Source organism: Aquimarina sp., assembly GCF_977115655.1.
Map to the genome: position 1 here is coordinate 18,983 of NZ_CDSBKO010000044.1, position 22,724 is coordinate 41,706.

Consider the following 22,724-nt stretch of genomic DNA (forward strand, 5'->3'; position numbering starts at 1 on the left):
TATAAAATAGTATAATATGATTCGTAAAACGGTACAAGGTGTTACCGAAGCTTTGGTTGGTATTGAAGATGATATGACCTTTATGCTTGGGGGATTTGGATTATGCGGCATCCCGGAAAATGCTATCACAGAACTTGTAAAATCTAATATCAAAGGACTTACCTGTATTTCTAATAATGCAGGAGTCGATGATTTTGGGTTGGGGCTTCTTCTTCAAAAAAAACAAATCAAAAAGATGATCTCTTCTTATGTTGGGGAAAACGATGAGTTTGAACGACAAATGCTTAGTGGAGAACTGGATGTAGAGCTAATCCCGCAAGGCACTCTTGCAGAAAGATGCAGAGCTGCACAAGGAGGATTTCCGGCATTTTACACACCTGCCGGATATGGTACCGAAGTAGCAGAAGGAAAAGAAACCAGAGAGTTTAATGGTAAGATGTATGTACTGGAACATGCATTCAAAGCCGATTTTGCATTTGTAAAAGCCTGGAAAGGAGATGAGGCAGGAAATTTAATTTTTAAAGGAACCGCCAGAAATTTTAATCCATGTATGTGCGGGGCAGCAAAAATAACTGTAGCCGAAGTTGAAGAATTAGTTCCGGCCGGAACATTAAATCCCGATCATATACATATCCCTGGAATATTTGTGCAAAGGATTTTTCAAGGAAAAAACTACGAAAAAAGAATCGAGCAAAGAACAGTTCGTAAAAAACAATAATACATTTTTTTAAAAACACACAAAGCACACACAAATTATGGCAGTATTACGATTAGGGGATGAAGCTCCAAACTTTATAGCAAAAACTACAGAAGGAGAAATAAATTTTCATAACTGGTTAGGAGATAAATGGGGAATCCTGTTTTCGCACCCAGCAGATTATACACCTGTATGTACTACAGAATTAGGAACAGTAGCAAAATACACAAACGAATTTAATAAACGTAATGTAAAAGTAGCTGCCTTAAGTGTAGATGGTTTAGAGTCTCATTATGGATGGATTAAGGATATTAATGAAACGCAAAACACAACAGTTAACTTTCCTATAATTGCAGATGATGATAAAAAAGTATCCGAATTGTACGATATGATCCACCCAAATGCAGATAGTAAATTAACCGTACGCTCTGTTTTTATAATTGGACCAGACAAAAAAATAAAACTTACAATAACATACCCTGCATCTACCGGAAGAAACTTTGATGAATTATTGCGGGTTATTGATTCGCTTCAATTAACAGCCTATCATAAAGTAGCTACCCCGGCAAACTGGAACCAAGGAGAAGATTGCGTTATTGCTCCATCCGTGACCAACGAGGAAATCCCTGAACTATTTCCTAAAGGGCATAAAGAAATTAAGCCTTATTTAAGAATGACACCGCAACCCAACTTAGATTAGCAGCCATTTATAAGATTGAAATACGTATACTTTGAGAGCAAAAACCACAACGTTTTTGGCTCTATTATTAGTATATGTTCAATAAAGCCAATCAACCAATCATTTTACATATAAGATTATAAGGAGACAAATTATGTTAGATAAAGACGGAATAGCGAAACGTATTGCTAAAGAATTACAAAACGGATATTTTGTTAATCTGGGGATTGGGATACCTACTCTGGTAGCAAATTATATTCCACAAGGTATTGAAGTAGAGTTTCAAAGTGAAAATGGGGTTTTGGGGATGGGACCATTTCCTTTTGAAGGAGAAGAAGATCCAGATATTATAAACGCCGGTAAACAAACCATTACCACAATGCCAGGAGCATCATTTTTTGATTCAGCAATGAGTTTTGGTATGATTAGAGGTCAACATGTGGATTTAACAGTTCTGGGAGCAATGGAAGTGTCTGAGGAAGGAGATATTGCCAATTGGAAAATACCCGGGAAAATGGTTAAGGGAATGGGCGGAGCAATGGATCTTGTTGCTAGTGCCGAAAATATTATTGTAGCAATGATGCACACTAATAAAGCAGGAGAATCCAAATTACTAAAAAAATGTTCGCTTCCACTTACGGGGGTAGGTTGTGTAAAAAAGATAGTTACTAATTTAGCTTTTTTGGAAGTAATTGACAAAGGTTTTAAACTTATTGAAAGAGCTCCGGGAGTAAGTGTCGAGGATATTAAAAATGCTACCGAAGGCAATCTTATAATTGAAGGAAATATACCTGAAATGATATTGGATTGATTTATATCTAATTCTATATATATCCTAACGAATAATAATTAATACTCTACAGATAATAAATAAGCAAAAGTAACGTTTATTAAAATTCAAAGCAGTAACTTCTTTTTTGAAGGAAAAAGACTACTAGATAAAAGGTTGTTAAGCTGCTTAAAGCTTTACTTTAACGCCAAAAAGCTGTTTTTTTGATTTTAATGTTAAAATTATGTGTATTTTGTCTATTTTATGTGTATTTAAACGTTTTTGTTGAAAATAATTTGCATATTAGTAACCCGATAAAAAATGAGACCTTATAAAATTAGTTTTATAAATTAGAAAAAAAATATTAACCCACACAATTCCCCCTATTATGAAAAAGCGTATAAATAACTTACAGAGATCAATAAAGCCTACAATAGAGTTGATTTCTAATTGTGCTTATATAGCTAAAAAAGTATTTTTGCTGATGTGATTTTTATTGTTAATTAAATCGCAACATCCCCAAGTCGCGATGAATGAAACCTGTTAACTGATAAGCTTAACAGGTTTTTTTTGTTATTTATCTTCCTTTTGGAATAGCTGCTATAAGCTTTTTTGTATACTCTTTTTCGGGGTTTTCGTAGATTTTATCTGCATCGCCATACTCTTCAATTTTTCCTTTGTTCATTACCAGCAACTGGTCAGACATATATTTTACTACAGCCAGATCATGAGATATAAAAATATATGTGAACCCAAAATTATCTTTTAACTCGTTAAGAAGATTTAATACCTGTGCCTGTACAGATATATCCAAAGCACTTACAGACTCATCACAAATAATAAGTTTTGGCTGTATAGCAATAGTCCTGGCAATCCCAACACGTTGTCGTTGCCCCCCGCTAAACTCATGCGGGTAACGATTAAAATGTTCTGGAACAAGGCCAACACGTTCCAGTAACTCGATCGTTTTGTGTTTTCTCTGTGTATCATTACCATATAATCTATGAGCTTGCATGGGCTCCATAATTGCCTTACCAATAGTTAATTTGGGATTTAAAGAAGCAAAAGGATCCTGAAATATTAACTGAATTTCTTTTCTTAAATTTCGTGTTTCAAAAGAAGATAATTGTGTGATATCCCTGCCTTTATATATAATTTTTCCGCTACTAGCCTTGTCTAATTGCAAAATACTATTGCCTAAGGTCGATTTACCACATCCTGATTCTCCTACCAGCCCTAGTGTTTCTCCTTCATAAAGCTTAAAACTTACATCATCAATAGCCTTAAATTCTGATTTTTTAAACAATCCTACTTTAGAAAAGTAACTTTTCTTAACATTAACAACCTCTAATAATGGAGGTTTACTATATAAAATTTTATGGTTTTGTTCCCGGTCTTTTTTAGTAATAATTTCTTTATTCAGGTTTTTTTCTTCTAAAAAATCTGCAATAACAGGTAGTTTTTTATACCGGATGTGCATTGGTGGCCTTGCACTAATCAATGCTTTGGTGTATTCTTTTTCTGGAGTATTGAATATTTTTTGCGGATTACCATATTCTATTATTTTTCCTTGATACATTACTAATACCTGATCTGCAATTTCAGATACCAGAGACAGATCATGAGATATAAAAAGAATACTCATTTCATATTCTTTTTGTAATCCTTTCAGCAATTCTATAATTTCTTTTTGCACAGTAACATCTAATGCAGTCGTGGGTTCATCGGCAATTAATAGTTTTGGTTTACAAGCGATCGCCATTGCAATCATTACCCGTTGTTTTTGACCTCCGCTTAATTGATGTGGATAAGATTTATATATGCGGTCAGGATCCGGAAGCTTTACTTTTTCAAATAAAGAAAGGATTTCTTTTTTTACCTCATTTACAGACATGGTTGTGTGCCTAAAAAGAATTTCAGACACTTGTGCGCCACATTTCATAGAGGGGTTTAAAGAACTCATAGGCTCTTGAAAGATCATGGCAATCTCATTACCCCTAATCGATTGGTATTTTTTTTTGTCAAGCTCTGGCAAAGAAAAATTATTATACATAATATCTCCCTTTGTAATTTTAGCAATTTTATCAGGCAATAGCCCCAAAATAGCCAAAGAAGTCACAGACTTTCCACTTCCTGACTCCCCAACCACTCCCAATATTTCGTTTTTATGAAGATCAAAAGTTATATCTTTGAGAACCTGGGTCTCTTTTCCTTCAGATAAAAAAGAGATACAAAGATTTTGTACAGAAAGTAGTGTAATATTGTCCATAACCTAAAAGCTAGGTAAATTTAGTAAATTCAATGGTTTCACAGATTTCTTTTCACAACTATTTTGGTGTGATATTTGCTATATTTAGGGTTCAAAAATAATTATGAGGCTATTAAAACTTTCTCTTCGTACCCGTATCTTTATCTCTATGACAGCATTGGTGTTTCTTGCATCCATATTGATTGCTGCGGTTACTATCTATCAATATAAAGAAGAAGCAGAAGAGTATCACAGGGAACGATTGGAGCGAAAAGAAGAAAGAATTCAAATTGCAATTAATAATGCTTTAAAAAGCACTACCTATCCTGTAAATCAAGAAAACCTTCCTTTAATATTCAGAGAAAGACAACGAATTTATCAAATATCTGAAGAACATTCTTTGCCAATAAATATATATGGCCTTTCTGGAGAATTATTGGTCAAGTCTGAAAGCACATTTTTTAAAGATACCACAGATATACAGCTTAGTCCGTTAATTTTGGATACATTGGCTTCCCTTTATGATAAAAAGTATTTGGTGAAATCTGAAAAAAACGGAGAAAGATTTTTAACCTCTTATACCTATATTACAGATACCAGATCCAAACCTTTGGGAATCCTGCATCTGCCTTATCTTGAAGATGATGATTTGATAACAAGAGAATTAATAGAGTTTTTAAGGCGTTTGGGGCAGGTATACCTGTTAATGCTTCTTGTTGCAATTATACTAGCATACTTTTTATCAAAATATATTACCCGGTCTTTAAAAACAATTTCTGAAACTATAGATCAAACAAGGTTGGACAAGAGGAATAAACGAATTGATATTGGGGATGCCAGCGAAGAAATTTACTCTTTGGTAAATGCATATAACAGTATGATCGATGAACTCGAACAAAGTGCTGCAATGCTTGCCAAAAGTGAAAGAGAGGCGGCATGGAGAGAGATGGCGAAGCAGGTTGCACATGAGATCAAAAATCCTTTAACACCAATGCGGCTAACAGTACAAAGTTTTCAAAGAAAATTTGATCCTAATGATCCTAATATATTTCAAAAAGTGCAAGAATATAGTAATACTTTGATACAACAGATCGATACAATGAGTTCTATTGCCTCGGCATTTTCAAATTTTGCACAAATGCCGGCACAAAAAAATGAAACTTTGGATGTTATCAAAATAGTTGGTTTGGCATTAGATATCTTTAATGAAGATTATATTGTTTTTCCATCAGAAAAAGAAGAAATCATCGCTAAATTTGACAGAACACAGCTTATCAGGGTAGTAACTAACCTGGTAAAAAATGCTATACAGGCAATTCCTGAAAATCGAACTCCAAAAATTATTGTCGATGTTTTTTCAGAAAATAAAGAAGTGGTCATTACAGTAGCAGATAATGGAATTGGAATATCTGAGGACAATAAAAAGAAAGTTTTTGAGCCAAAATTTACCACCAAAACCAGTGGTATGGGACTAGGATTGGGAATGGTAAAAAATATTGTAGAAACTTATAAAGGAAGTATTACTTTTACATCACAAAAAGGAAAAGGAACTGTTTTTAAGGTTAAATTTCCAAAAGAATAACTTTTTAAGAAAGTTTTGCTTAGCTATAAAGATATAAACACACGTTATATAATGTATACAAACATTCTAACCTCTCAAAATAACGGAATAACTACGATTACGATCAATCGCCCGTTAAAATTAAACGCACTTAATAAAGAAACTATACAAGAACTGCATGCTGCTTTTAGAGCAGCAGATATAGATCCCGATACCAAAGTTATTATTATTACAGGAAGCGGCGAAAAAGCATTTGTAGCTGGAGCAGATATAAGCGAATTTGCTGGCTTTTCTGTGTCTGAGGGCGCAAAACTAGCAGCAAAAGGGCAAGAATTGCTTTTTGATTTTGTAGCAAATCTTTCTACCCCGGTTATTGCGGCCATAAACGGTTTTGCATTGGGTGGAGGATTAGAGTTAGCAATGGCAGCACATTTTAGAATTGCCAGTAATAATGCTAAAATGGGATTGCCAGAGGTTTCTTTGGGAGTTATTCCGGGATATGGAGGAACACAACGGTTGCCACAATTGGTAGGCAAGGGACGTGCAATGGAAATGATTATGACAGCAGGTATGATTGATGCTAACCAAGCATTACAATATGGTTTGGTAAATCATATAACTGCTCAGGAAGAAATAGTATCATTTGCTGAAAAATTGGCAACCAAAATAATGAAAAATTCTTCTGTAGCTATTGGGGCAGCTATTAAAGCTGTAAACGCAGGCTATGAAGACGGTGTAAATGGTTTTGAAGCAGAAATAGAACAATTTGGCAATTGCTTTGGAACAGAAGATTTTAAAGAAGGAACTACCGCGTTTTTGGAAAAAAGAAAAGCAGAATTTCCAGGAAAATAACAACAATATAAAATAAAATTGCAGACCTCACAGGATCAAACCCGTGAGGTCTTTTTGTTTATGTAAAGAAAAAAAAGTTGAGCATAACACTTGTACAGAGCTATCGGCATAGCCATGGCTAATTTTTATTTTGAAGCACAGGCAGAAAAGATAATTTATTGCAGTAAATTCAAGGTAAATATGGTATTAGCAACAAATCAGGAATCCCACAAAATCCAGATGATGATTTTGATTCCAGACCAAAGAGAATAAACAAAAGAGGAACATTATAAAAAAACGCCGCAAAGATGCGGCGTTTTCTATACTATATTAAATACATTAATTTTCGTTTGCAGGAGTAGGAAACTTCTCGAATGTAGCATCACCTGTTCTATCAATAGGTAATTCTCCTAATTTATTAAATCTTCTTAAATCAATCCATCTATGTCCCCCTTCTGCATAAAGAGAGTATCGTCTTTGTTTTAAGATTTCATTTACCAGATCTGCAGGTGCAGTAGCACCGGTATAAGCAGGCAAACTTGCTGCGGCTCTTATTACATTTATAGCTGTTACGGCAGCAGCAGGATCAGAAACATGATTAGCCTCTGCATACAATAGGATTAGCTCTTCGTTTCTTATTACTGCAACAGGGTCTGTATTGCTCTTATAGATAAATACATCATGAGATCCTGTTAAGTTAGATTGTGTTAATGGATTAGGAACTACCACCCCCGAAGAGTTAGGAGCTTCTCTAAAAGAAACTTTATTCAATCTTGCATCACCAGTTTCTGCATCGGTAATAAAAGAAGGATGTGCTATTCTGGCATTTCCTCCTGTTGCATTTTTTGCAAAAAACAATGGATTAGCAACATCTGCACCTGTTAATGAGAAGGTAAAATAAACTCCTTTTTGCAAGTCAGCACCTATATTATTATCCATAAAAGAATTTTCTAGTAATGTTTTTGCCGAACTATAATTGCCCCGGTATGTTTCTACCCTTGCTGTTAGTGCTTTATTAAATTTTAAAAAATCCGCAGGAGTATTTGCTATTGAAAAACCAGAAGGAAGATTAAAAGGAAACTTTCCTCCACCATTAGATAAGTCTGAAGCTGCACTGGTTAACAGAGTAAAAATAGCAGTAAGGGAATCCTCGTAACTTAAAAAAGGCCCTAATGCATTTGGATTAGACACATCTACCCGTATCCCATTTTTGTACTGTTGGTTTAACACCATCAATAGCTCATGCGCTTTTATGGTATTCACAAACCCCCTAATACTTGCTTTTTCTGCATCAGAAAATGTTTCTGTCGTATTCGTCAACCCTTCTAATAAAAGGTTAGCATCTTTAATAGTTCCATATCGGGCAGCATAGGTATTAGTAGTATAAAAAGCATTATTATCTAATGTTCCTGTAAGTAAATCTGCTGTCCATCTTGGATCCGAACTTTGAAACCTCCAGTATTCTCTTCCTGCTACTGCCTGTCCATCTACCTGCGTTCCTAACTGACGTCTCATATCTGCTAGTACGCCTCCAATAGTTTCTTGTAATTCTCCTTTGGATAAATCACTGGATATAGATTCTGTACTAGGGCCATTCAAATCTCGTCCATCTTCAATATCGCATGATAATACGAACACAGAAGACAGGATCGTTATTAAAAAAATCTTTATTATTTTCATTTTCTTATGTTTTATATTAAAAATCGACTGCCAGGTGAAATAAATAACGTTTTGATGAAGGAAATGGTGTTACTTCAACCCCTGTGGATAACCCGTTAGACCCAAAATTTGAAACCTCGGGATCGTAACTGTTATAATCAAATATATTAATCAAGTTATTCCCTGAGAACCCAATCTTAAAATTAGATATATGTCCTTTAAATACCTGCTCCAAAAATTTAGTTGGTAAGGTATAATAAAGTCCAACCTCTCTTAAACGTAAATAGGAAGCGTCTTCTACAAACGGAGTAGCATTTCCTCCTCTAAAAGCCCCAATTCTATATGGCCCATTTGGTGTTACTCCTGCAGGATCTATATCAATATCATCATAATCTGCGCTTGTTCCCCCAAAATCTGTTAGAAGGCTTGTTAAATTTATATTATCTCCTCCTTGTTTCCAGTGCCATAAAAAAGACAAGGTAAAATCTTTATATTGTAAATTATTTGTAAAAGTTACCTGAAAATCCGGCTCGGCATTTCCCAAAACTACCAAATCTCCATTTACATTGGTTCCAACTATTTGAGTTGCGCTTTTTCCTTCTTCAATTCTAAAAGTTCCTAAACCGGTACCAAAACCACCCAAGTTAAATGGATCTACCTCTAATTTAGTTACCTCAGAGGTATTAGTAAAAAATATAGCCCCTGTGTTCCACGAAAAATTATCATTTTCGAATATATCTGCATTTAATCCAATCTCAACCCCTCTGTTTTCTAGATTACCTGCATTAGAAAATTTCAAAGTATATCCGGAAGAAGGCTCTACATTAGATCGTAAAATCAGATCGTCTACACTTTTGTTGTAATATGAAAATTCTAAATTAACTTTGCTATTCAAAAAACTGGCATCAAAACCAACTTCAAGTTCTTTTTGTTTTTCTGGGCTAATATCTGGATTACCCAAAGCTAGTGGGTTTACAGGTACTACTATACCGGCTATACCATCGATCAATGCATTTGTATAGGTAGTAAACAATGCCCCGTTTGGCGCAAAATTTCCTGCTTCACCATACGCAGCTCTAATTTTAAATTGGTTCACAACCGGGATTTTCCAAAAATCAAAAGTATGCAAGTTTACCGCTGCAGAAGCTTTTGGATAATAAAAGAACTCATTGGCATCCCCATTATTAGTGGATTTATCCCCTCTAACCCCAATAGTTGCAATTATCTTATCCTGATAATTTAATTCTTCCTGCACAAAAAAGCCCTGATCTTCTTGTTCTTGTCTAAACTGGGATACACTTACATTTGCTCCCTGATCCAAATTGGTTTCAAAAGCAATTAAATTAGACGCAATGTTACTAACTGTATTTCGGCTAAAAGTTTGCTTTGTAAGTCCTGCTTGTGTTCTAAAATTAAGGTCACTAGCCGTTGTAAAATTGTGTACTAAAAATGCAGAATAATTGGCGTCCTTATTTTCTGTTGTTCCCAGGGCAGATAATCCGTTTAATCCTCTTGGCGGTTTTTGAAATTGTAAGGTTTTAGGAAAAATAGCAGTAGTTACCAATTCATAGTAATCCACTCCTCCTCCTAATATAAGTTTTAAATTGGATTTTTCTGTTTCATAAAGCTGCATATCTAATGTACCCCCTACTATAAATCTGTTCACATCTTCTCTGTTTGTTACCAAATCTCTTGTTTGCAAAGGATTTGACGCACCAAACGGGTTATCGGGATATACTCCCAGCGCGTCTGGTTGTAGTTGTGCCCACGGTAGTGTAGAGGTTAATGCTACCCCAATCGTTGTACCGGTATTATCATTGTTAAAAAACCCCCTGTCGGATTGGGAATCAATGTAATTACTGGATAAAGATAGTTTTGCTTTATTATCCAAAAAACTATGGTTAATATTTAAACGCATGGACTTTCTGTTATATCCTGTGTTTTTAACAATCCCTTTTTCTTCATTATTAGAAAACGCTGCATAGTATTGGGTATTCTCAGACCCTCCTGAAACATTTACACTGGTATTTGAGATAAACCCTTTTTCTCCAAAAATTTCTTTTTCATAGTCAACAAGTTTCCCTGAGTCCCTTGCACTACGAAACAAATCTACCTGAGCATTAGCTGCATCTCTAGATTGTTGTTCAGCAACAGGATCCCCTGGATTTGGACTAAAAAAGAAATCAAATGCCTTTTGCTCTGTGTAATTTCGTTGCCCCCTTAAATTAAGGATAGTATTAAACCCGGCATCCTGAGAAAAAGAAACCTTGGTTTTTCCTTGTTGTCCTTTTTTGGTCGTGATAATTATTACCCCTGCTGCTGCTCTTGCCCCATAAATCGCTGCTGCAGATGCTCCTTTAAGTACTTCTACACTTTCTATATCATCCGGGTTAATATCTGCAATCCTGTTTGACGGGTTATCCTGATTAGAAGCATTACCTCCACTAGCCGCACCGGATACTGCATTTAATCCGGCACCAGAAATACTATTGTTGTTTACATATACTCCATCTACAATATATAATGGCTGAGAATTACCGTTAATAGAAGTAACTCCTCTAAGTTTTACCGATATTCCTCCTCCTGGTGCACCAGAACTTTTGGTAATCAATGCTCCCGCAAATTTTCCTGCCAGAGCTCCATCCAGAGTTTGGGGTGGTGTTAATCCTGCTAAATCCTCAGATGAAATAGAAGCCACAGCATTTGCTGCATTACTTCTTTTTACCGATGTTGCCAAACCCGTTACCACAACTTCTTCTAAAGATTCTGTAGATTCTTTTACCTGCACAGTGATATCTCCTGCAGTTGCCACAGGTACTATTTTTTCTGCAAACCCCAAGGCAAATATTTTAAGTCTAACCGGCAATTTATTTACAGTAATGCTAAAATTACCATCAATATCACTAGAAGTACCATTATTTGTTCCTTCTTCTACAACATTCATAAAAGCTGCTCCCTGTCCGGTACCCTCGATGACCACCTTACCTGTGATAGTCTCCTGAGCGAGCAGCACAACCGGAGCAAAAATTAAGAGTAGCAAAATCTTTATCTTGCTATAATGTGTGTGTTTTTTCATAATGATCTGTTTAAATGTTTGGTTAAATCTATTAAAAGATTTTGATATAAAAATGTTAAAACTAACAATTGTTCGCAATAAAAAATAAAAAAAACTACAAAAATCACAATGATTTGTCGATCCTTAAATAAAATCAAATCCCGCTCATTTATACCCCTAAAAAAAACTTATTTTCAGGCAAGCTTATATAATATCATTTTAACTTTGAAATTGGGCGCACAGAAATTGAATTTATTTTTTAAGTAATCAACAACCAAACATCAACTAATCCATAAAACTTCTTATTTTTGCAGCCTTAATATGTAACTATGTACAGAAGTCATTCTTGTGGCGAATTACGAGCCGCAAATATCCATACAGAAGTAACTCTTGCCGGATGGGTTCAAAGAATAAAAGATTTAGGTTCTTTAAATTGGGTAGTGATCAGAGATCGTTATGGTATTACTCAATTAGTTTTTGACGAAGAACGTACTGCTAAAGAACTTTTAGAAAACTCTAAAAAACTGGGAAGAGAGTTTGTTATACAAGTTAAAGGAACAGTTATCGAGCGTGAATCCAAAAATCCCAATATGCCAACCGGGGATATTGAGGTTTTAGTTTCAGAACTTACTATCCTGAATGAAGCACAAACACCTCCTTTTACTATTGAAGATGAAACAGATGGAGGCGAAGATATACGAATGAAATATCGTTATTTGGATATTAGACGTAACCCTGTAAAAAATAATCTGATGTTTCGCCACAAGGTAGGAATGTTGGTTAGAAACTACTTATCTGCAAAAGATTTTGTCGAAGTAGAAACTCCCTATTTAATTAAATCCACTCCAGAAGGTGCCAGAGATTTTGTTGTTCCTTCCAGAATGAACGAAGGGCAGTTTTATGCATTGCCCCAATCCCCGCAAACTTTTAAACAATTGCTTATGGTTGGCGGAATGGACAAATATTTTCAGATTGTAAAATGTTTTAGAGACGAAGATTTAAGAGCCGACAGACAACCAGAGTTTACACAAATAGATTGTGAAATGGCATTTGTTGAGCAAGAAGATATTTTAAATGTGTTTGAAGGGCTTACCCGCCATTTATTGTCTGAAATAAAAGGAATCGATATTGCAAATTTTCCCAGAATGACTTATGATCAGGCTATAAAAACTTATGGCAATGACAAACCTGATATTAGATTTGGGATGAAATTTGGCGAACTTAATGAAGTTGCACAGCATAAAGATTTTAAAGTATTTAATGATGCTGAGTTGGTAGTAGGTATTGCGGTTCCTAACGGGGGTTCTTATACCAGAAAAGAAATAGACAGTCTTATTGATTGGGTTAAACGACCACAGGTTGGAGCTTTGGGAATGGTATATGTAAAATGTAATGAAGATGGAACTTATAAGTCTTCTGTTGATAAGTTTTATGATCAGGAAGATTTGGCCAAGTGGGCAAAAACCACCGAAGCCAATCCGGGAGACTTAATCTGTGTGCTTTCTGGTTCTGCAAATAAAGTAAGAGCTCAATTAAGTGCCCTTAGAATGGAATTGGCAGAACGACTGGGACTTAGAAACCCAGAAGAATTTGCCCCATTATGGGTTCTTGATTTTCCTTTGTTAGAATGGGACGAGGACACAAAACGATACCATGCAATGCACCATCCCTTTACCTCACCTAAACCAGAAGATATTGTCCTGTTGGACACCAACCCTGGAGAGGTACGTGCTAATGCTTATGATCTTGTTTTAAACGGAAATGAAATTGGGGGAGGCTCTATTCGTATACATGATAAAGCCACACAAGCATTAATGTTTGATCACTTAGGGTTTACCCCAGAAGAAGCAAAAGCACAATTTGGGTTTTTAATGGATGCTTTTCAATATGGTGCTCCCCCGCATGGAGGTATCGCATTTGGATTTGACAGATTGGTTTCTATCCTTGGCGGTCAGGAAACTATACGAGATTTTATAGCGTTCCCAAAAAATAATAGTGGACGGGATGTAATGATCGATGCACCAGCTACTATTGACACAGAACAACTCAAAGAATTACATATAAAACTTGATGTATAATATTAATCCCGCCATAAGCGGGATTTTTACTACCTTTAAACTACTTAAGAAAAGTATACATGTCCTCTAAAAAAAAGACATTACTTTATCGTATTCTTAAATGGCGGTATCGCCATATTTCAGATAAGAATTTTATTCTTATCCTAAGTATTCTTGTTGGCTTTACCGCTGGTTTGGTTTCTTTGTTGTTAAAAAACATCACCCACCTGATTCAGGTGGTATTACAGAGTGATATTATTTCTTGGCAAACTTCTTTTTATTTTATTATCCCTATAATAGGTCTATGGATAGTCTATTTACTCACAAAATACTTATTTAAAGAAAATGTGGAATCTGCTATTCCTTTAATTTTACATGCTCTTTCTAAAAAAAACGGAAGCATAAAATCTATACATGGATACTTACCTCTTATACTAGCCCCTATTACAGTTGGTTTTGGGGGTTCGGTAGGGCTTTTGGGACCTGCAATTAGTTCTGGATCTGCTCTTAGTTCCAGCTTTAGCACCTTGTTTCATGTTAACCGAAAAACCCGGGTATTACTTATTGGCTGTGCCTCTGCCGGTGCAATTTCTGCAGTATTCAAATCCCCTTTGGCTGGTTTGGTGTTTGCTGTAGAAGTATTTAGTCTGGATCTTACATTAACATCTCTGTTACCTCTTCTGTTTGCATCTGTATCCTCTATTATTACCTCCTATTTCTTTTTGGGGGACGAAGTTTTATTCAGATTTAATGTTTTAGAAAAATTCGACATTTATGACACTCCTTTTTACATCATTCTGGGAGTAGGAACTGCAGTTGCCTCTATCTATTTTACTAAAATGTATTTTGGAATACTGCATTTTTTTAGCCGTTTTTCTAAAAAAATATACCGGTTACTAATTGGCGGACTTGCTATTGGGATCATGCTATATTTTATCCCTCCCCTGTATGGTGAAGGGCTTGGGTTTATTAACGACCTGTTACATGGGGATCATATAAAGGCTATAGGCAAAACACCATTTGATAATATGACACATAATATCTGGGTCGTTATTGCTTTATTAACCGGTATTACCATTTTTAAAGCTGTTGCCATGACTGCTACATTTGCCGCAGGAGGGTATGGAGGTATATTTATCCCTACAATGGTAATGGGCAGTGCACTAGGTAATGTAGTTTCTAAAGTAATTAATAACCTGGGAATAGGTTTTGAAGTTTCTGAAGCTAATTTTACATTATTGGGAATGGCCGGGCTTATTGCAGGAGTGCTGCATGCACCACTAACCTCTATATTTCTTATTGCAGAGATTACCTCTAGCTATGAGCTATTTGTACCACTTATGATCACTACTGCAATATCCTTTATTATTTCTAAAAATAGAATCGAGCATAATATCTATACCCGCGAGTTAGCAAAACAAGGAAAACTATTAACTCATGATAAAGATCAAACGGTATTGACCCTTATGAGCCTGGAGGATTGTATTGAAACCAATTTTGTGTCTGTAAAACCAGAGTACACCTTAAAACAGCTTTTGAGCGAAGCAGTAGCAAAGTCCAACAGAAACCTTTTTCCTGTTACAGATGCTTTTGATCATTTGATTGGTATGGTTGCTTTGGATGATATAAGAGACATTATGTTTGATATTACCTTGTACCACAAAATTAAAGTAAAAAAATTAATGTCCGAGACCCCCGTTGTTATTGTTTATGAAGAAGACAATGTAAAAACAGTTATGAAAAAGTTTCAAGATACAGGAGCATGGAATCTTCCTGTAATCAGAAATGGAAAATATTTTGGGTTTATTTCTAAATCAAAACTTTTAACATCCTACCGCCGAAAGTTAATTAATTTTACACAATAAAAAGTACTGCTCAAGTACAAGATTACTCAATAAATAAAAATATTATGAAATACTTTATCAAAATACTTTTTGTAGCAATTCTTCTTTTAATTTGTATCGGGTATTATTATAAAAACATCGGGAATCATGCAACAGGAGACAAGCTGGTAGGGGTCGGTATTTTAGTTTCTGCATTTATATTGATGCCTCTGTTTATATATCACCGATGGAAAAACAAAAATGTAAAAGATTATATGCTTACCGAAGAAAACCTTAATAAAATGAGAGACTACGAAAAAGAAAATAACAAGCCATAAATCCTTAAAATATTCACATTTTAATAACAGATCGTAAAAAATTTAAAATTAACTTTAGTATTCAAATTTTTTATTTTATTACAATGGAAGGAATAGTAAAGTTTTTTAACGAATCAAAAGGGTACGGATTTATTACCAACAACGAAACAGGAAAAGACATCTTCGTTCATGCCTCTGGATTAAATGGAGAAGCGTTAAATGAAGGAGATAAGGTTACCTATGAAGAACAAGAAGGAAGAAAAGGAATTATTGCTGCAAAAGTACGCGTAATTCATGACTAAAACATATCATTTCTAAGTTTTGAAAGCACTACACTTGGTAGTGTTTTTTTGTTTTTAACCAGTATTACCTTACCTTAAACAAATCATTGATCTCCATTTTTTTTCCTTTATTAAATCTGGGCAAAATTTTTAAAAAAGCCATTGCTGTAATAAAAGCATCCCCGGATGCTGTATGCCTGTCGCTTTTGGATATTTTAAGATCATTACATAGCTCATCTAAACTATAATGTATATTGTATTTATCCACAAGGTAGACTTGGTGTTTGGTTTTCTTAAAAAGGACACCTGTGTCCAATATCTTGTTTTTCAATATTCCCAAGTCATGTCTGGACAAAGCTTTATTAATCATTTTTTTATCAAACTCTGCATGATGCGCGATAAGAATAGCATCCCCAATATATTCTATAAAAAGCTCAAGAGCTTTTTTTTCTAGTACTTTGGACAAGCCATTGTTTTTACGAATTCCATGAATCTGTACAGTATCTTTATTAAACACTTCCTGATCCAAATATATCTCTAATTGGTCTGACACCTCTATTGCATTATTTTTAATAGCTATTGCCCCAATAGATAAAATGCGATCGTGGGTATAATCAAATCCTGTAGTCTCTGTATCAAAAGCAATAAAACGGATATCCTGAAACGTTTGTTTTTGTTTCTTTTCACTAAAAAGGTTCCCATATTTTTGCCAAAAAAGAGGATAATCTTTATTTTTTTTAAACCAAAATTGCATTTATATCAAGTTCTTAAGTTGAAAACGAACACGTAATAATTCTTGTATATCTCTTACTGGCCTAAAACACCTTTTAAGTCGTAATTTATCATTTTTACTTAGCGTATTTAATTTTATAAACCTGCCCGAATCATGATTAATCAATCCTTGTCTGGTTCTAAATTTAATAAGAACTCTAAATGCCTTTGCACAACTTTCAAAAAGCTCTCTGTTGTTAGGCTCTATTTCAGCAAGTTTATCATATCGTAACAAAGTATTGTTTACTCCTTTCACATTATGAAAAAGCACTAAGATCCTGGCAGCATCAATCAAAACCATCATTGCTCTTATTTTTATATCAAAAGTATCTTTATGATCCCCGTTCTGTTCTACCAAAAATTGTTTAAAAAACCCTAAAGGAGATGGTTTTTGAATAGCACTAACTCCTAATAATGCCAAAAACCTATTGCTTTTATTAACTCCTTCAAATACAACTTGGGATAGTTTATCTGCCATAGATACATCCCCGTATATATACTGAAAATCAAAAAAGATAGAAGACAATAAAGTTCCTTCTTCAGTAGGGGTTATCATCCAATCCTTGAATTGTATTTCCCACTTGGACAACGACATACACCATCTCGAATTACTAGCCATCATCTCGGCAGGGCAGTATTCATAACCAATAGAATGTAGCCCTTTGGTAATTTCGCCAGCTAATTCTATAAAATACTGTTGTACAGGTTCGTAATCCTGTTCTGGCACATTTTCAAAAACAATAGCATTGTCCTGATCTGTTAAAAGCAACTGCTCTCTTCTACCCTGGCTTCCCAAAACCAAAAAACAAAAGGGGACCGGGGGCGGAAACACCATTTTTTTTATTGCTAAATCTATTATTCGAATTGTTAATGCATCATTTATTTCAGAAATAATATTTATAATATGAATTGTAGGGATATCTTGCTCTAAATAAGTTTTCAAAAGCTTTTCTACCTGCTTACGAATATACCTGAGCTTCTGGATTTTTTTGATACGCTTTATTTCTTTGATTAACACAGAAGGGTTATTACCAAAAGAAACCAAAAGATCATGATCTGAAAGAATACCTTTTAATTTTGAGTTTTGGGTTCCGTCTTTGGTAATACAAAGATGGCTAACATCGTGTTTTATTAAAGCTATTTGAGCCTCTGCAATTGTCATTGTTTTGGGATATGTAACTACAGGGGATACCATGATCTGATCCACAGAAGATGTAACAGCAAATATTCCTGTAGCAACTTTTGCTCTTAAATCCCTGTCTGTTATTATTCCTACAGGGCATTTATCCTTGTCAATGATTACAATACAACTTACCTTATTACTGGTCATCCTTTCGGCAATATCCCTAACAGTATCTTTTGGCAAGCAAGTTACAGGCTTTTTTAAATAAGAAATACTGCGTAATGCCGAAAGATCTTTTGCTGCCTCTATAGAAATTGTATTATCTATACGTTGCCCTTTATCCGTTTCTGTAAAATAATTTCTGGCATGTGCGGCAAAGGTTTCTAAAAGAAATTTATTTACTTCTTTGTTTTTTTCAATAAAAGGCTCAAATACTTGCGTCGGGATTGCATAAACAATAGATTCTTCATCTGCTATTGCAGACATTCTATATTCTTTTTTAATAATTATAACTCTAAGTCCAAACAGATCACCAGCATCACATATATCTACCAGGCTTTGATCTGTATCAAAATTTCGATACAGTCCAACAGCTCCTTCCCTAACTATATAAAACTCGTCATTACAAGGATTATCTTGTTTAAAAACATATTCTCCTTTCTGTACATACAAAACTCTAATCTGACTCGAAATAGATAACAAGTCTTCTCCTTGCAGGCTATCAAAAGGCGGAAATTCCTTTAAAAAATCCTGTATTCTCTCTGCAATGGTATTTTTCATTTATCAAGAATCATATTTTTAATTTGTATTGCGTTTCTCTACAAAAAAACGAGTTATTATTTCTTTACATTCTTCTTCTAAAACACCTCCTTTTATTTCTGTTTTTGGATGCAACTTTGTTCCCATTGTACCACACCCCCTCTTTTCATCAACAGCACCATATACTATTTTTTTAATTTGACTCCAATATAAAGCTCCGGCGCACATCTGGCATGGTTCCAGAGTTACGTACAGGGTACATTCTTTAAGGTATTTTCCTCCAAGATAATTTGCTGCAGCTGTTATGGCTTGCATTTCGGCATGTGCGGTAACATCGTTTAATAGTTCGGTAAGATTATGTGCCCGGGCAATAATCCTGTCTGCAACAACAATAATCGCCCCTATCGGAACCTCATCTTTTTCATACGCCAATGCTGCTTCCTGCAAGGCTTTTTTCATATAATAAGAATCATCTAATGGATCTAGCATATCTACAACTTAAGCTTATACACAAACTTAAGCAAATTGGCAGGAAACTTGATTATCAATAAAAACTAACTTTTGATTTATGGAAAAATTCTACAAAATATCCATTCCAAAACCTTGTCATGAAGATTGGAATACCATGAACCCTTCAGAGAAAGGCAGGTTTTGTAATTCTTGCGCAAAAACAGTAGTTGACTTTACAAAAATGTCCTCTATACAAATACACGAATTTCTTAGGAACAAACAACACCAAAAGATATGTGGTCATTTTAAAAAAACACAACTAGATACTATACACATTTCAATTCCGATTCAAATCATAAAAACTAAACATACTTTTAGAAGGTCATTTTTATTAGCACTACTAATTGCTATGGGAACCACTTTGGTTAACTGCACGAATCATGAAGGAAAACAACAAAAAATTGAAACCATAGAAATAAAAGAAACCATAAATTCAAAGAAAGATGTTATTATTCGCCCCAATAGCCCACAAAAAAAATGTAGCAGAAATACACCTGTTTGTAACACAAAAAAGAAAACAGAAACTCCTCCTGAAAAACTAGAAATTTTTGAGCCTATTGAAGAAATTGAGGTTGATGGTGAAATTGTAATGGGTAATCTGTTTACTTCAAATAAAATAACAAACTTTAATAACCCTGTTCCTGCACATCTGCTTGACACATTTCCTGCGTTAAGTGGAACTAAAAAAGAGAAAAGAACATCAGAAAATTATTTTAAACAAATAAAAAAAATTGTTTCTAAACATTTTAATACTCAAATAGGAAAAGATATTGGGCTACGAGGGATGCAAAGAATCTATGTACAGTATGAAATTGATAAAGAAGGAATAATTAAAGACATAAAAGTAAGAGCTCCCCATACTGAACTTGAAAGAGAAGCCAAAGAAGTAATTCAAAAAATACCAAAACTAATTCCGGGAATATATAACGGTAAACCTGTAAGAACAATTTACAGTCTACCAATAGTATTTAAAATAGAAGAATAATATTTTAAAGTTGTAATTTTGTGTATCAATTAATTTTGAATGCAAAACAAGTTATTATCCAACATCCAATACCCCTCGGATCTTAGAGAATTATCTCCGGATCAATTACTTGAGCTAGCAAAGGAGCTTCGGGATTTTGTAATTAATATTGTTGCTACCAAAGAGGGGCATCTTGGTGCAAGTCTTGGCGTTATAGAACTCACTATTGCACTTCATTATATTTTTGATACTCCTAATGATCTTTTGGTTTGGGATGTAGGACATCAGGCATATCCTCATAAAATCCTTACCGGAAGAAAAGATATATTTCATACCAATCGCCAGCTAAATGGTATAAGTGGGTTTCCTAAAAGAGAAGAAAGTAAATACGATACTTTTGGTGTAGGACACTCTTCAACTTCTATATCTGCAATATTAGGCATGGCACTTGCCTCTAAACTAAAAGGGGATTTACAAAAGCAACACATTGCTGTAATAGGAGATGCTTCTATCGCTAGTGGAATGGCTTTTGAAGGACTTAACCATGCCGGGGTAACTGATGCAAATATGCTCGTTATTCTTAATGACAATGCAATAGGGATCGATCCAAGTGTTGGAGCACTTAAAGAATACCTAACCAAAGCCAAAGTTGGGGTTAAACCCAGAACCAACAACATTATAGAGGCTTTAAATTTTAACTATTTTGGCCCTGTTGATGGTCATGATTTACCAATGTTACTTAACACATTAGAGAATTTAAAATCTATTAAAGGCCCCAAGCTTTTGCATATTATCACCACTAAAGGGAAAGGATTAAAACAAGCAGAAGAAAATCAGGTAAAGTACCATGCACCTGGTAAATTTGATGCTGCTACAGGAGATTTAATCTCTAAAGATAACACAGGTCTGCCTGCTAAATTTCAAGATGTTTTTGGATATACTATTTTAGAGTTAGCAAGAAAAAACAAAAAGATCGTAGGTATTACCCCGGCAATGCCTACGGGGAGTTCTCTAAAATATATGATGCAAGAAATGCCGGACCGGGCATTTGATGTAGGGATAGCAGAACAACACGCGGTAACTCTGGCTGCAGGAATGGCGACACAAGGACTGATTCCTTTTTGTACTATTTATTCTACTTTTTTACAACGTGCCTACGATCAGGTAATTCACGATGTAGCTTTACAAAATCTACCTGTGATTTTTTGCATAGATCGAGCTGGTTTGGTAGGAGAAGACGGTGCTACACATCATGGTGTTTTTGATATAGCCTACTTAAATTGTATTCCAAACATTAGCATTGCTGCACCTATCGATGAAATCGAATTAAGGCACTTGTTATATACTGCATCTTTAGGCTTAGATTATCCTATTGCCATACGATACCCAAGAGGCAGAGGCCATATTGTTGATTGGGAAGTGCCAATGAAAAAAATTGAACTAGGAAAAGCTGCCTCTTTAAAAACAGGATCTAAAATTGCTGTACTTTCTACTGGTACTATTGCTCATGATGTTACCTATGCATTAAAACAAATAGAAGAAGAAATAGGGCATTATCATTTTTGTTTTATCAAACCATTAGACACTACCGCTCTAAAACAAATACTACAACAATACTCAACAATTATCACTGTAGAGGATGGAGTTATCAAAGGTGGTTTTGGAAGTTCTGTTATTGAATATGCCAATCAACATCATTTTAAGAGCAAAATCATAATCTTAGGCATACCCGATATCTTTATCCATCATGGTACAGTTAATGAATTACATAATATCTGTGGTATTTCTACAGAAGGAATTTTAAAAGTAATTCAGCAAGAATTATATTCATAAAGTTATTTAAGAAGTATTTTGACATAAGGTTTTAAAGTAGTTTTTTTGCGGAAAAATAACCTACAAAATCATAATCATGAAAAAACTATTTTTACTTATCCTATTTATTTCTACAATCCTTGCCTCTTGCACCAGTGACGATGATAACAACAGCATTACTGAAGCAAATCTTATTGGAAAATGGCAATATACAGGCTCTACAGAAAACGGCGTTGCCGATCAACCAGATGAATGCGATTTAATGGATACTATCGAGTTTAGTGCTGATCACAAAGGAAAAAACAACACTTTTTACACTAATACAACTACTACTAACGGACAAACTACAACTACCTGTGAAATAGATGGTGATTCTTTGTTTAGCTGGAGTTTAGCTGGAGATCAACTTACAAAATCATTTGGACCATCAGAGGATTCTGAGACATCTACCATTCTGGAAATAAATTCTTCTATTTTAAAAATTCAATTTTCTGGTGAAGATGGAGGAGAAAAGTACATAGATACATATACTTACAAAAGAATATAAAATACCATTTCTGATTTAAAATTACCCCCTAAAATTTGCTCTTTTTAGTTTATGCTTCAAAATAAAATTTAATCATAGCCTTGACTATGCTTGCATTTTCTTTTTTGCCTAAACAAAAAATACCTGTATTTTATTTGAGTATTTTTAAATCAGAACTGGTATAACCTTATCTAAAATATAATTTTGAAGGCGCCTGAAAAATATAGCACCTTTTTTTGTTATTAATCTTTCTACAAAGAAAATCGAAAACAAGTTTTTAAT

The 22,724-nt window shown here is 34.6% G+C and carries 19 protein-coding genes; 13 read left to right on the top strand and 6 right to left on the bottom strand.

The window, feature by feature from the left end; genetic code table 11:
• The first annotated feature begins 16 nt into the window (after positions 1–16).
• The 3 genes from ACZIYX_RS16825 to ACZIYX_RS16835 all read left to right on the top strand — a co-directional run bounded on the left by ACZIYX_RS16825 (position 17) and on the right by ACZIYX_RS16835 (position 2,187).
• Complete coding sequence (locus tag ACZIYX_RS16825; RefSeq protein WP_462683417.1) at positions 17–718, top strand: CoA transferase subunit A; 702 nt, start codon at positions 17–19, stop codon at positions 716–718.
• A gap of 37 nt (positions 719–755) precedes the next feature.
• The gene (locus tag ACZIYX_RS16830) at positions 756–1,397 is read left to right on the top strand and encodes a peroxiredoxin (protein WP_462683418.1); all 642 of its coding nucleotides are present in this window, start codon (positions 756–758) and stop codon (positions 1,395–1,397) included.
• A gap of 133 nt (positions 1,398–1,530) precedes the next feature.
• The gene (locus ACZIYX_RS16835) at positions 1,531–2,187 is read left to right on the top strand and encodes a CoA transferase subunit B (protein WP_462683419.1); all 657 of its coding nucleotides are present in this window, start codon (positions 1,531–1,533) and stop codon (positions 2,185–2,187) included.
• Between the two features lie 535 nt (positions 2,188–2,722).
• On the opposite strand, the gene ACZIYX_RS16840 is transcribed toward ACZIYX_RS16835, so the two are convergent.
• On the bottom strand, positions 2,723–4,414 hold the full coding sequence (locus ACZIYX_RS16840) for an ABC transporter ATP-binding protein (protein ID WP_462683420.1): 1,692 nt from the start codon (positions 4,412–4,414) through the stop codon (positions 2,723–2,725).
• A 103-nt stretch (positions 4,415–4,517) separates the two neighbouring features.
• Between ACZIYX_RS16840 and ACZIYX_RS16845 the strand changes: the two genes are divergently transcribed.
• The 3 genes from ACZIYX_RS16845 to ACZIYX_RS16855 all read left to right on the top strand — a co-directional run bounded on the left by ACZIYX_RS16845 (position 4,518) and on the right by ACZIYX_RS16855 (position 7,058).
• On the top strand, positions 4,518–5,975 hold the full coding sequence (locus ACZIYX_RS16845) for a sensor histidine kinase (protein WP_462683421.1): 1,458 nt from the start codon (positions 4,518–4,520) through the stop codon (positions 5,973–5,975).
• A gap of 48 nt (positions 5,976–6,023) precedes the next feature.
• Complete coding sequence (locus tag ACZIYX_RS16850; RefSeq protein WP_462683441.1) at positions 6,024–6,806, top strand: enoyl-CoA hydratase/isomerase family protein; 783 nt, start codon at positions 6,024–6,026, stop codon at positions 6,804–6,806.
• A gap of 90 nt (positions 6,807–6,896) precedes the next feature.
• A complete protein-coding gene (locus ACZIYX_RS16855; protein ID WP_462683422.1) occupies positions 6,897–7,058 on the top strand; it encodes a hypothetical protein in 162 nt (53 codons plus the stop codon).
• A 66-nt stretch (positions 7,059–7,124) separates the two neighbouring features.
• Here the strand turns inward: ACZIYX_RS16855 and ACZIYX_RS16860 are convergent, their stop codons facing one another.
• Together ACZIYX_RS16860 and ACZIYX_RS16865 are read right to left on the bottom strand one after the other, a co-directional pair.
• On the bottom strand, positions 7,125–8,465 hold the full coding sequence (locus tag ACZIYX_RS16860) for a RagB/SusD family nutrient uptake outer membrane protein (RefSeq protein WP_462683423.1): 1,341 nt from the start codon (positions 8,463–8,465) through the stop codon (positions 7,125–7,127).
• 16 nt (positions 8,466–8,481) lie between these two features.
• Entirely contained in the window at positions 8,482–11,520 is a 3,039-nt protein-coding gene (locus tag ACZIYX_RS16865) for a SusC/RagA family TonB-linked outer membrane protein (protein ID WP_462683424.1), read from the bottom strand.
• A gap of 308 nt (positions 11,521–11,828) precedes the next feature.
• Here ACZIYX_RS16865 and aspS point away from each other — a divergent pair, with 308 nt between their 5' ends.
• The 4 genes from aspS to ACZIYX_RS16885 all read left to right on the top strand — a co-directional run bounded on the left by aspS (position 11,829) and on the right by ACZIYX_RS16885 (position 15,998).
• The gene (gene aspS / locus ACZIYX_RS16870; protein ID WP_462683425.1) at positions 11,829–13,577 is read left to right on the top strand and encodes an aspartate--tRNA ligase; all 1,749 of its coding nucleotides are present in this window, start codon (positions 11,829–11,831) and stop codon (positions 13,575–13,577) included.
• 59 nt (positions 13,578–13,636) lie between these two features.
• Positions 13,637–15,421, top strand: a complete 1,785-nt coding sequence (locus ACZIYX_RS16875; protein WP_462683426.1) for a chloride channel protein — start codon at positions 13,637–13,639, stop codon at positions 15,419–15,421.
• A 44-nt stretch (positions 15,422–15,465) separates the two neighbouring features.
• Positions 15,466–15,717, top strand: a complete 252-nt coding sequence (locus ACZIYX_RS16880) for a hypothetical protein (RefSeq protein ID WP_462683427.1) — start codon at positions 15,466–15,468, stop codon at positions 15,715–15,717.
• A gap of 83 nt (positions 15,718–15,800) precedes the next feature.
• Positions 15,801–15,998 (top strand): cold-shock protein, encoded by a 198-nt coding sequence (locus ACZIYX_RS16885; RefSeq protein ID WP_462683428.1) that lies wholly within the window; start codon positions 15,801–15,803, stop codon positions 15,996–15,998.
• A 64-nt stretch (positions 15,999–16,062) separates the two neighbouring features.
• Here ACZIYX_RS16885 and ACZIYX_RS16890 read toward each other — a convergent pair whose 3' ends face one another.
• Genes ACZIYX_RS16890 through ACZIYX_RS16900 form a run of 3 tightly spaced genes read right to left on the bottom strand, consistent with a single transcriptional unit; the run spans position 16,063 to position 19,119 of the window.
• Positions 16,063–16,731: a 3'-5' exonuclease gene (locus ACZIYX_RS16890; RefSeq protein WP_462683429.1), complete on the bottom strand. Its 669-nt coding sequence runs from the start codon at positions 16,729–16,731 to the stop codon at positions 16,063–16,065.
• Entirely contained in the window at positions 16,732–18,651 is a 1,920-nt protein-coding gene (locus ACZIYX_RS16895) for a DUF294 nucleotidyltransferase-like domain-containing protein (RefSeq protein ID WP_462683430.1), read from the bottom strand. It lies immediately after the preceding gene.
• A gap of 18 nt (positions 18,652–18,669) precedes the next feature.
• Positions 18,670–19,119: a nucleoside deaminase gene (locus ACZIYX_RS16900; protein WP_462683431.1), complete on the bottom strand. Its 450-nt coding sequence runs from the start codon at positions 19,117–19,119 to the stop codon at positions 18,670–18,672.
• Between the two features lie 79 nt (positions 19,120–19,198).
• On the opposite strand from ACZIYX_RS16900, the gene ACZIYX_RS16905 reads away from it, so the two are divergent.
• From ACZIYX_RS16905 to ACZIYX_RS16915, 3 genes are all read left to right on the top strand, one after another.
• A complete protein-coding gene (locus ACZIYX_RS16905; RefSeq protein ID WP_462683432.1) occupies positions 19,199–20,125 on the top strand; it encodes an energy transducer TonB in 927 nt (308 codons plus the stop codon).
• A 39-nt stretch (positions 20,126–20,164) separates the two neighbouring features.
• On the top strand, positions 20,165–21,937 hold the full coding sequence (locus tag ACZIYX_RS16910) for a 1-deoxy-D-xylulose-5-phosphate synthase (RefSeq protein ID WP_462683433.1): 1,773 nt from the start codon (positions 20,165–20,167) through the stop codon (positions 21,935–21,937).
• Positions 21,938–22,013: 76 nt separating this feature from the next.
• Positions 22,014–22,463 carry a lipocalin-like domain-containing protein gene (locus ACZIYX_RS16915; RefSeq protein ID WP_462683434.1) on the top strand — a complete coding sequence of 150 codons (450 nt, stop codon included), beginning with the start codon at positions 22,014–22,016 and terminating at the stop codon, positions 22,461–22,463.
• The last annotated feature ends 261 nt before the right edge of the window (positions 22,464–22,724 follow it).

Coding starts and splice junctions, on each gene's coding strand:
- ACZIYX_RS16825 (WP_462683417.1), top strand. CDS start 17: ATGATTCGTAAAACGGTACAAGGTGTTACCGAAGCTTTGGTTGGTATT.
- ACZIYX_RS16830 (WP_462683418.1), top strand. CDS start 756: ATGGCAGTATTACGATTAGGGGATGAAGCTCCAAACTTTATAGCAAAA.
- ACZIYX_RS16835 (WP_462683419.1), top strand. CDS start 1,531: ATGTTAGATAAAGACGGAATAGCGAAACGTATTGCTAAAGAATTACAA.
- ACZIYX_RS16840 (WP_462683420.1), bottom strand. CDS start 4,414: ATGGACAATATTACACTACTTTCTGTACAAAATCTTTGTATCTCTTTT.
- ACZIYX_RS16845 (WP_462683421.1), top strand. CDS start 4,518: ATGAGGCTATTAAAACTTTCTCTTCGTACCCGTATCTTTATCTCTATG.
- ACZIYX_RS16860 (WP_462683423.1), bottom strand. CDS start 8,465: ATGAAAATAATAAAGATTTTTTTAATAACGATCCTGTCTTCTGTGTTC.
- ACZIYX_RS16865 (WP_462683424.1), bottom strand. CDS start 11,520: ATGAAAAAACACACACATTATAGCAAGATAAAGATTTTGCTACTCTTA.
- aspS (WP_462683425.1), top strand. CDS start 11,829: ATGTACAGAAGTCATTCTTGTGGCGAATTACGAGCCGCAAATATCCAT.
- ACZIYX_RS16875 (WP_462683426.1), top strand. CDS start 13,637: ATGTCCTCTAAAAAAAAGACATTACTTTATCGTATTCTTAAATGGCGG.
- ACZIYX_RS16880 (WP_462683427.1), top strand. CDS start 15,466: ATGAAATACTTTATCAAAATACTTTTTGTAGCAATTCTTCTTTTAATT.
- ACZIYX_RS16885 (WP_462683428.1), top strand. CDS start 15,801: ATGGAAGGAATAGTAAAGTTTTTTAACGAATCAAAAGGGTACGGATTT.
- ACZIYX_RS16890 (WP_462683429.1), bottom strand. CDS start 16,731: ATGCAATTTTGGTTTAAAAAAAATAAAGATTATCCTCTTTTTTGGCAA.
- ACZIYX_RS16895 (WP_462683430.1), bottom strand. CDS start 18,651: ATGAAAAATACCATTGCAGAGAGAATACAGGATTTTTTAAAGGAATTT.
- ACZIYX_RS16900 (WP_462683431.1), bottom strand. CDS start 19,119: ATGCTAGATCCATTAGATGATTCTTATTATATGAAAAAAGCCTTGCAG.
- ACZIYX_RS16905 (WP_462683432.1), top strand. CDS start 19,199: ATGGAAAAATTCTACAAAATATCCATTCCAAAACCTTGTCATGAAGAT.
- ACZIYX_RS16910 (WP_462683433.1), top strand. CDS start 20,165: ATGCAAAACAAGTTATTATCCAACATCCAATACCCCTCGGATCTTAGA.
- ACZIYX_RS16915 (WP_462683434.1), top strand. CDS start 22,014: ATGAAAAAACTATTTTTACTTATCCTATTTATTTCTACAATCCTTGCC.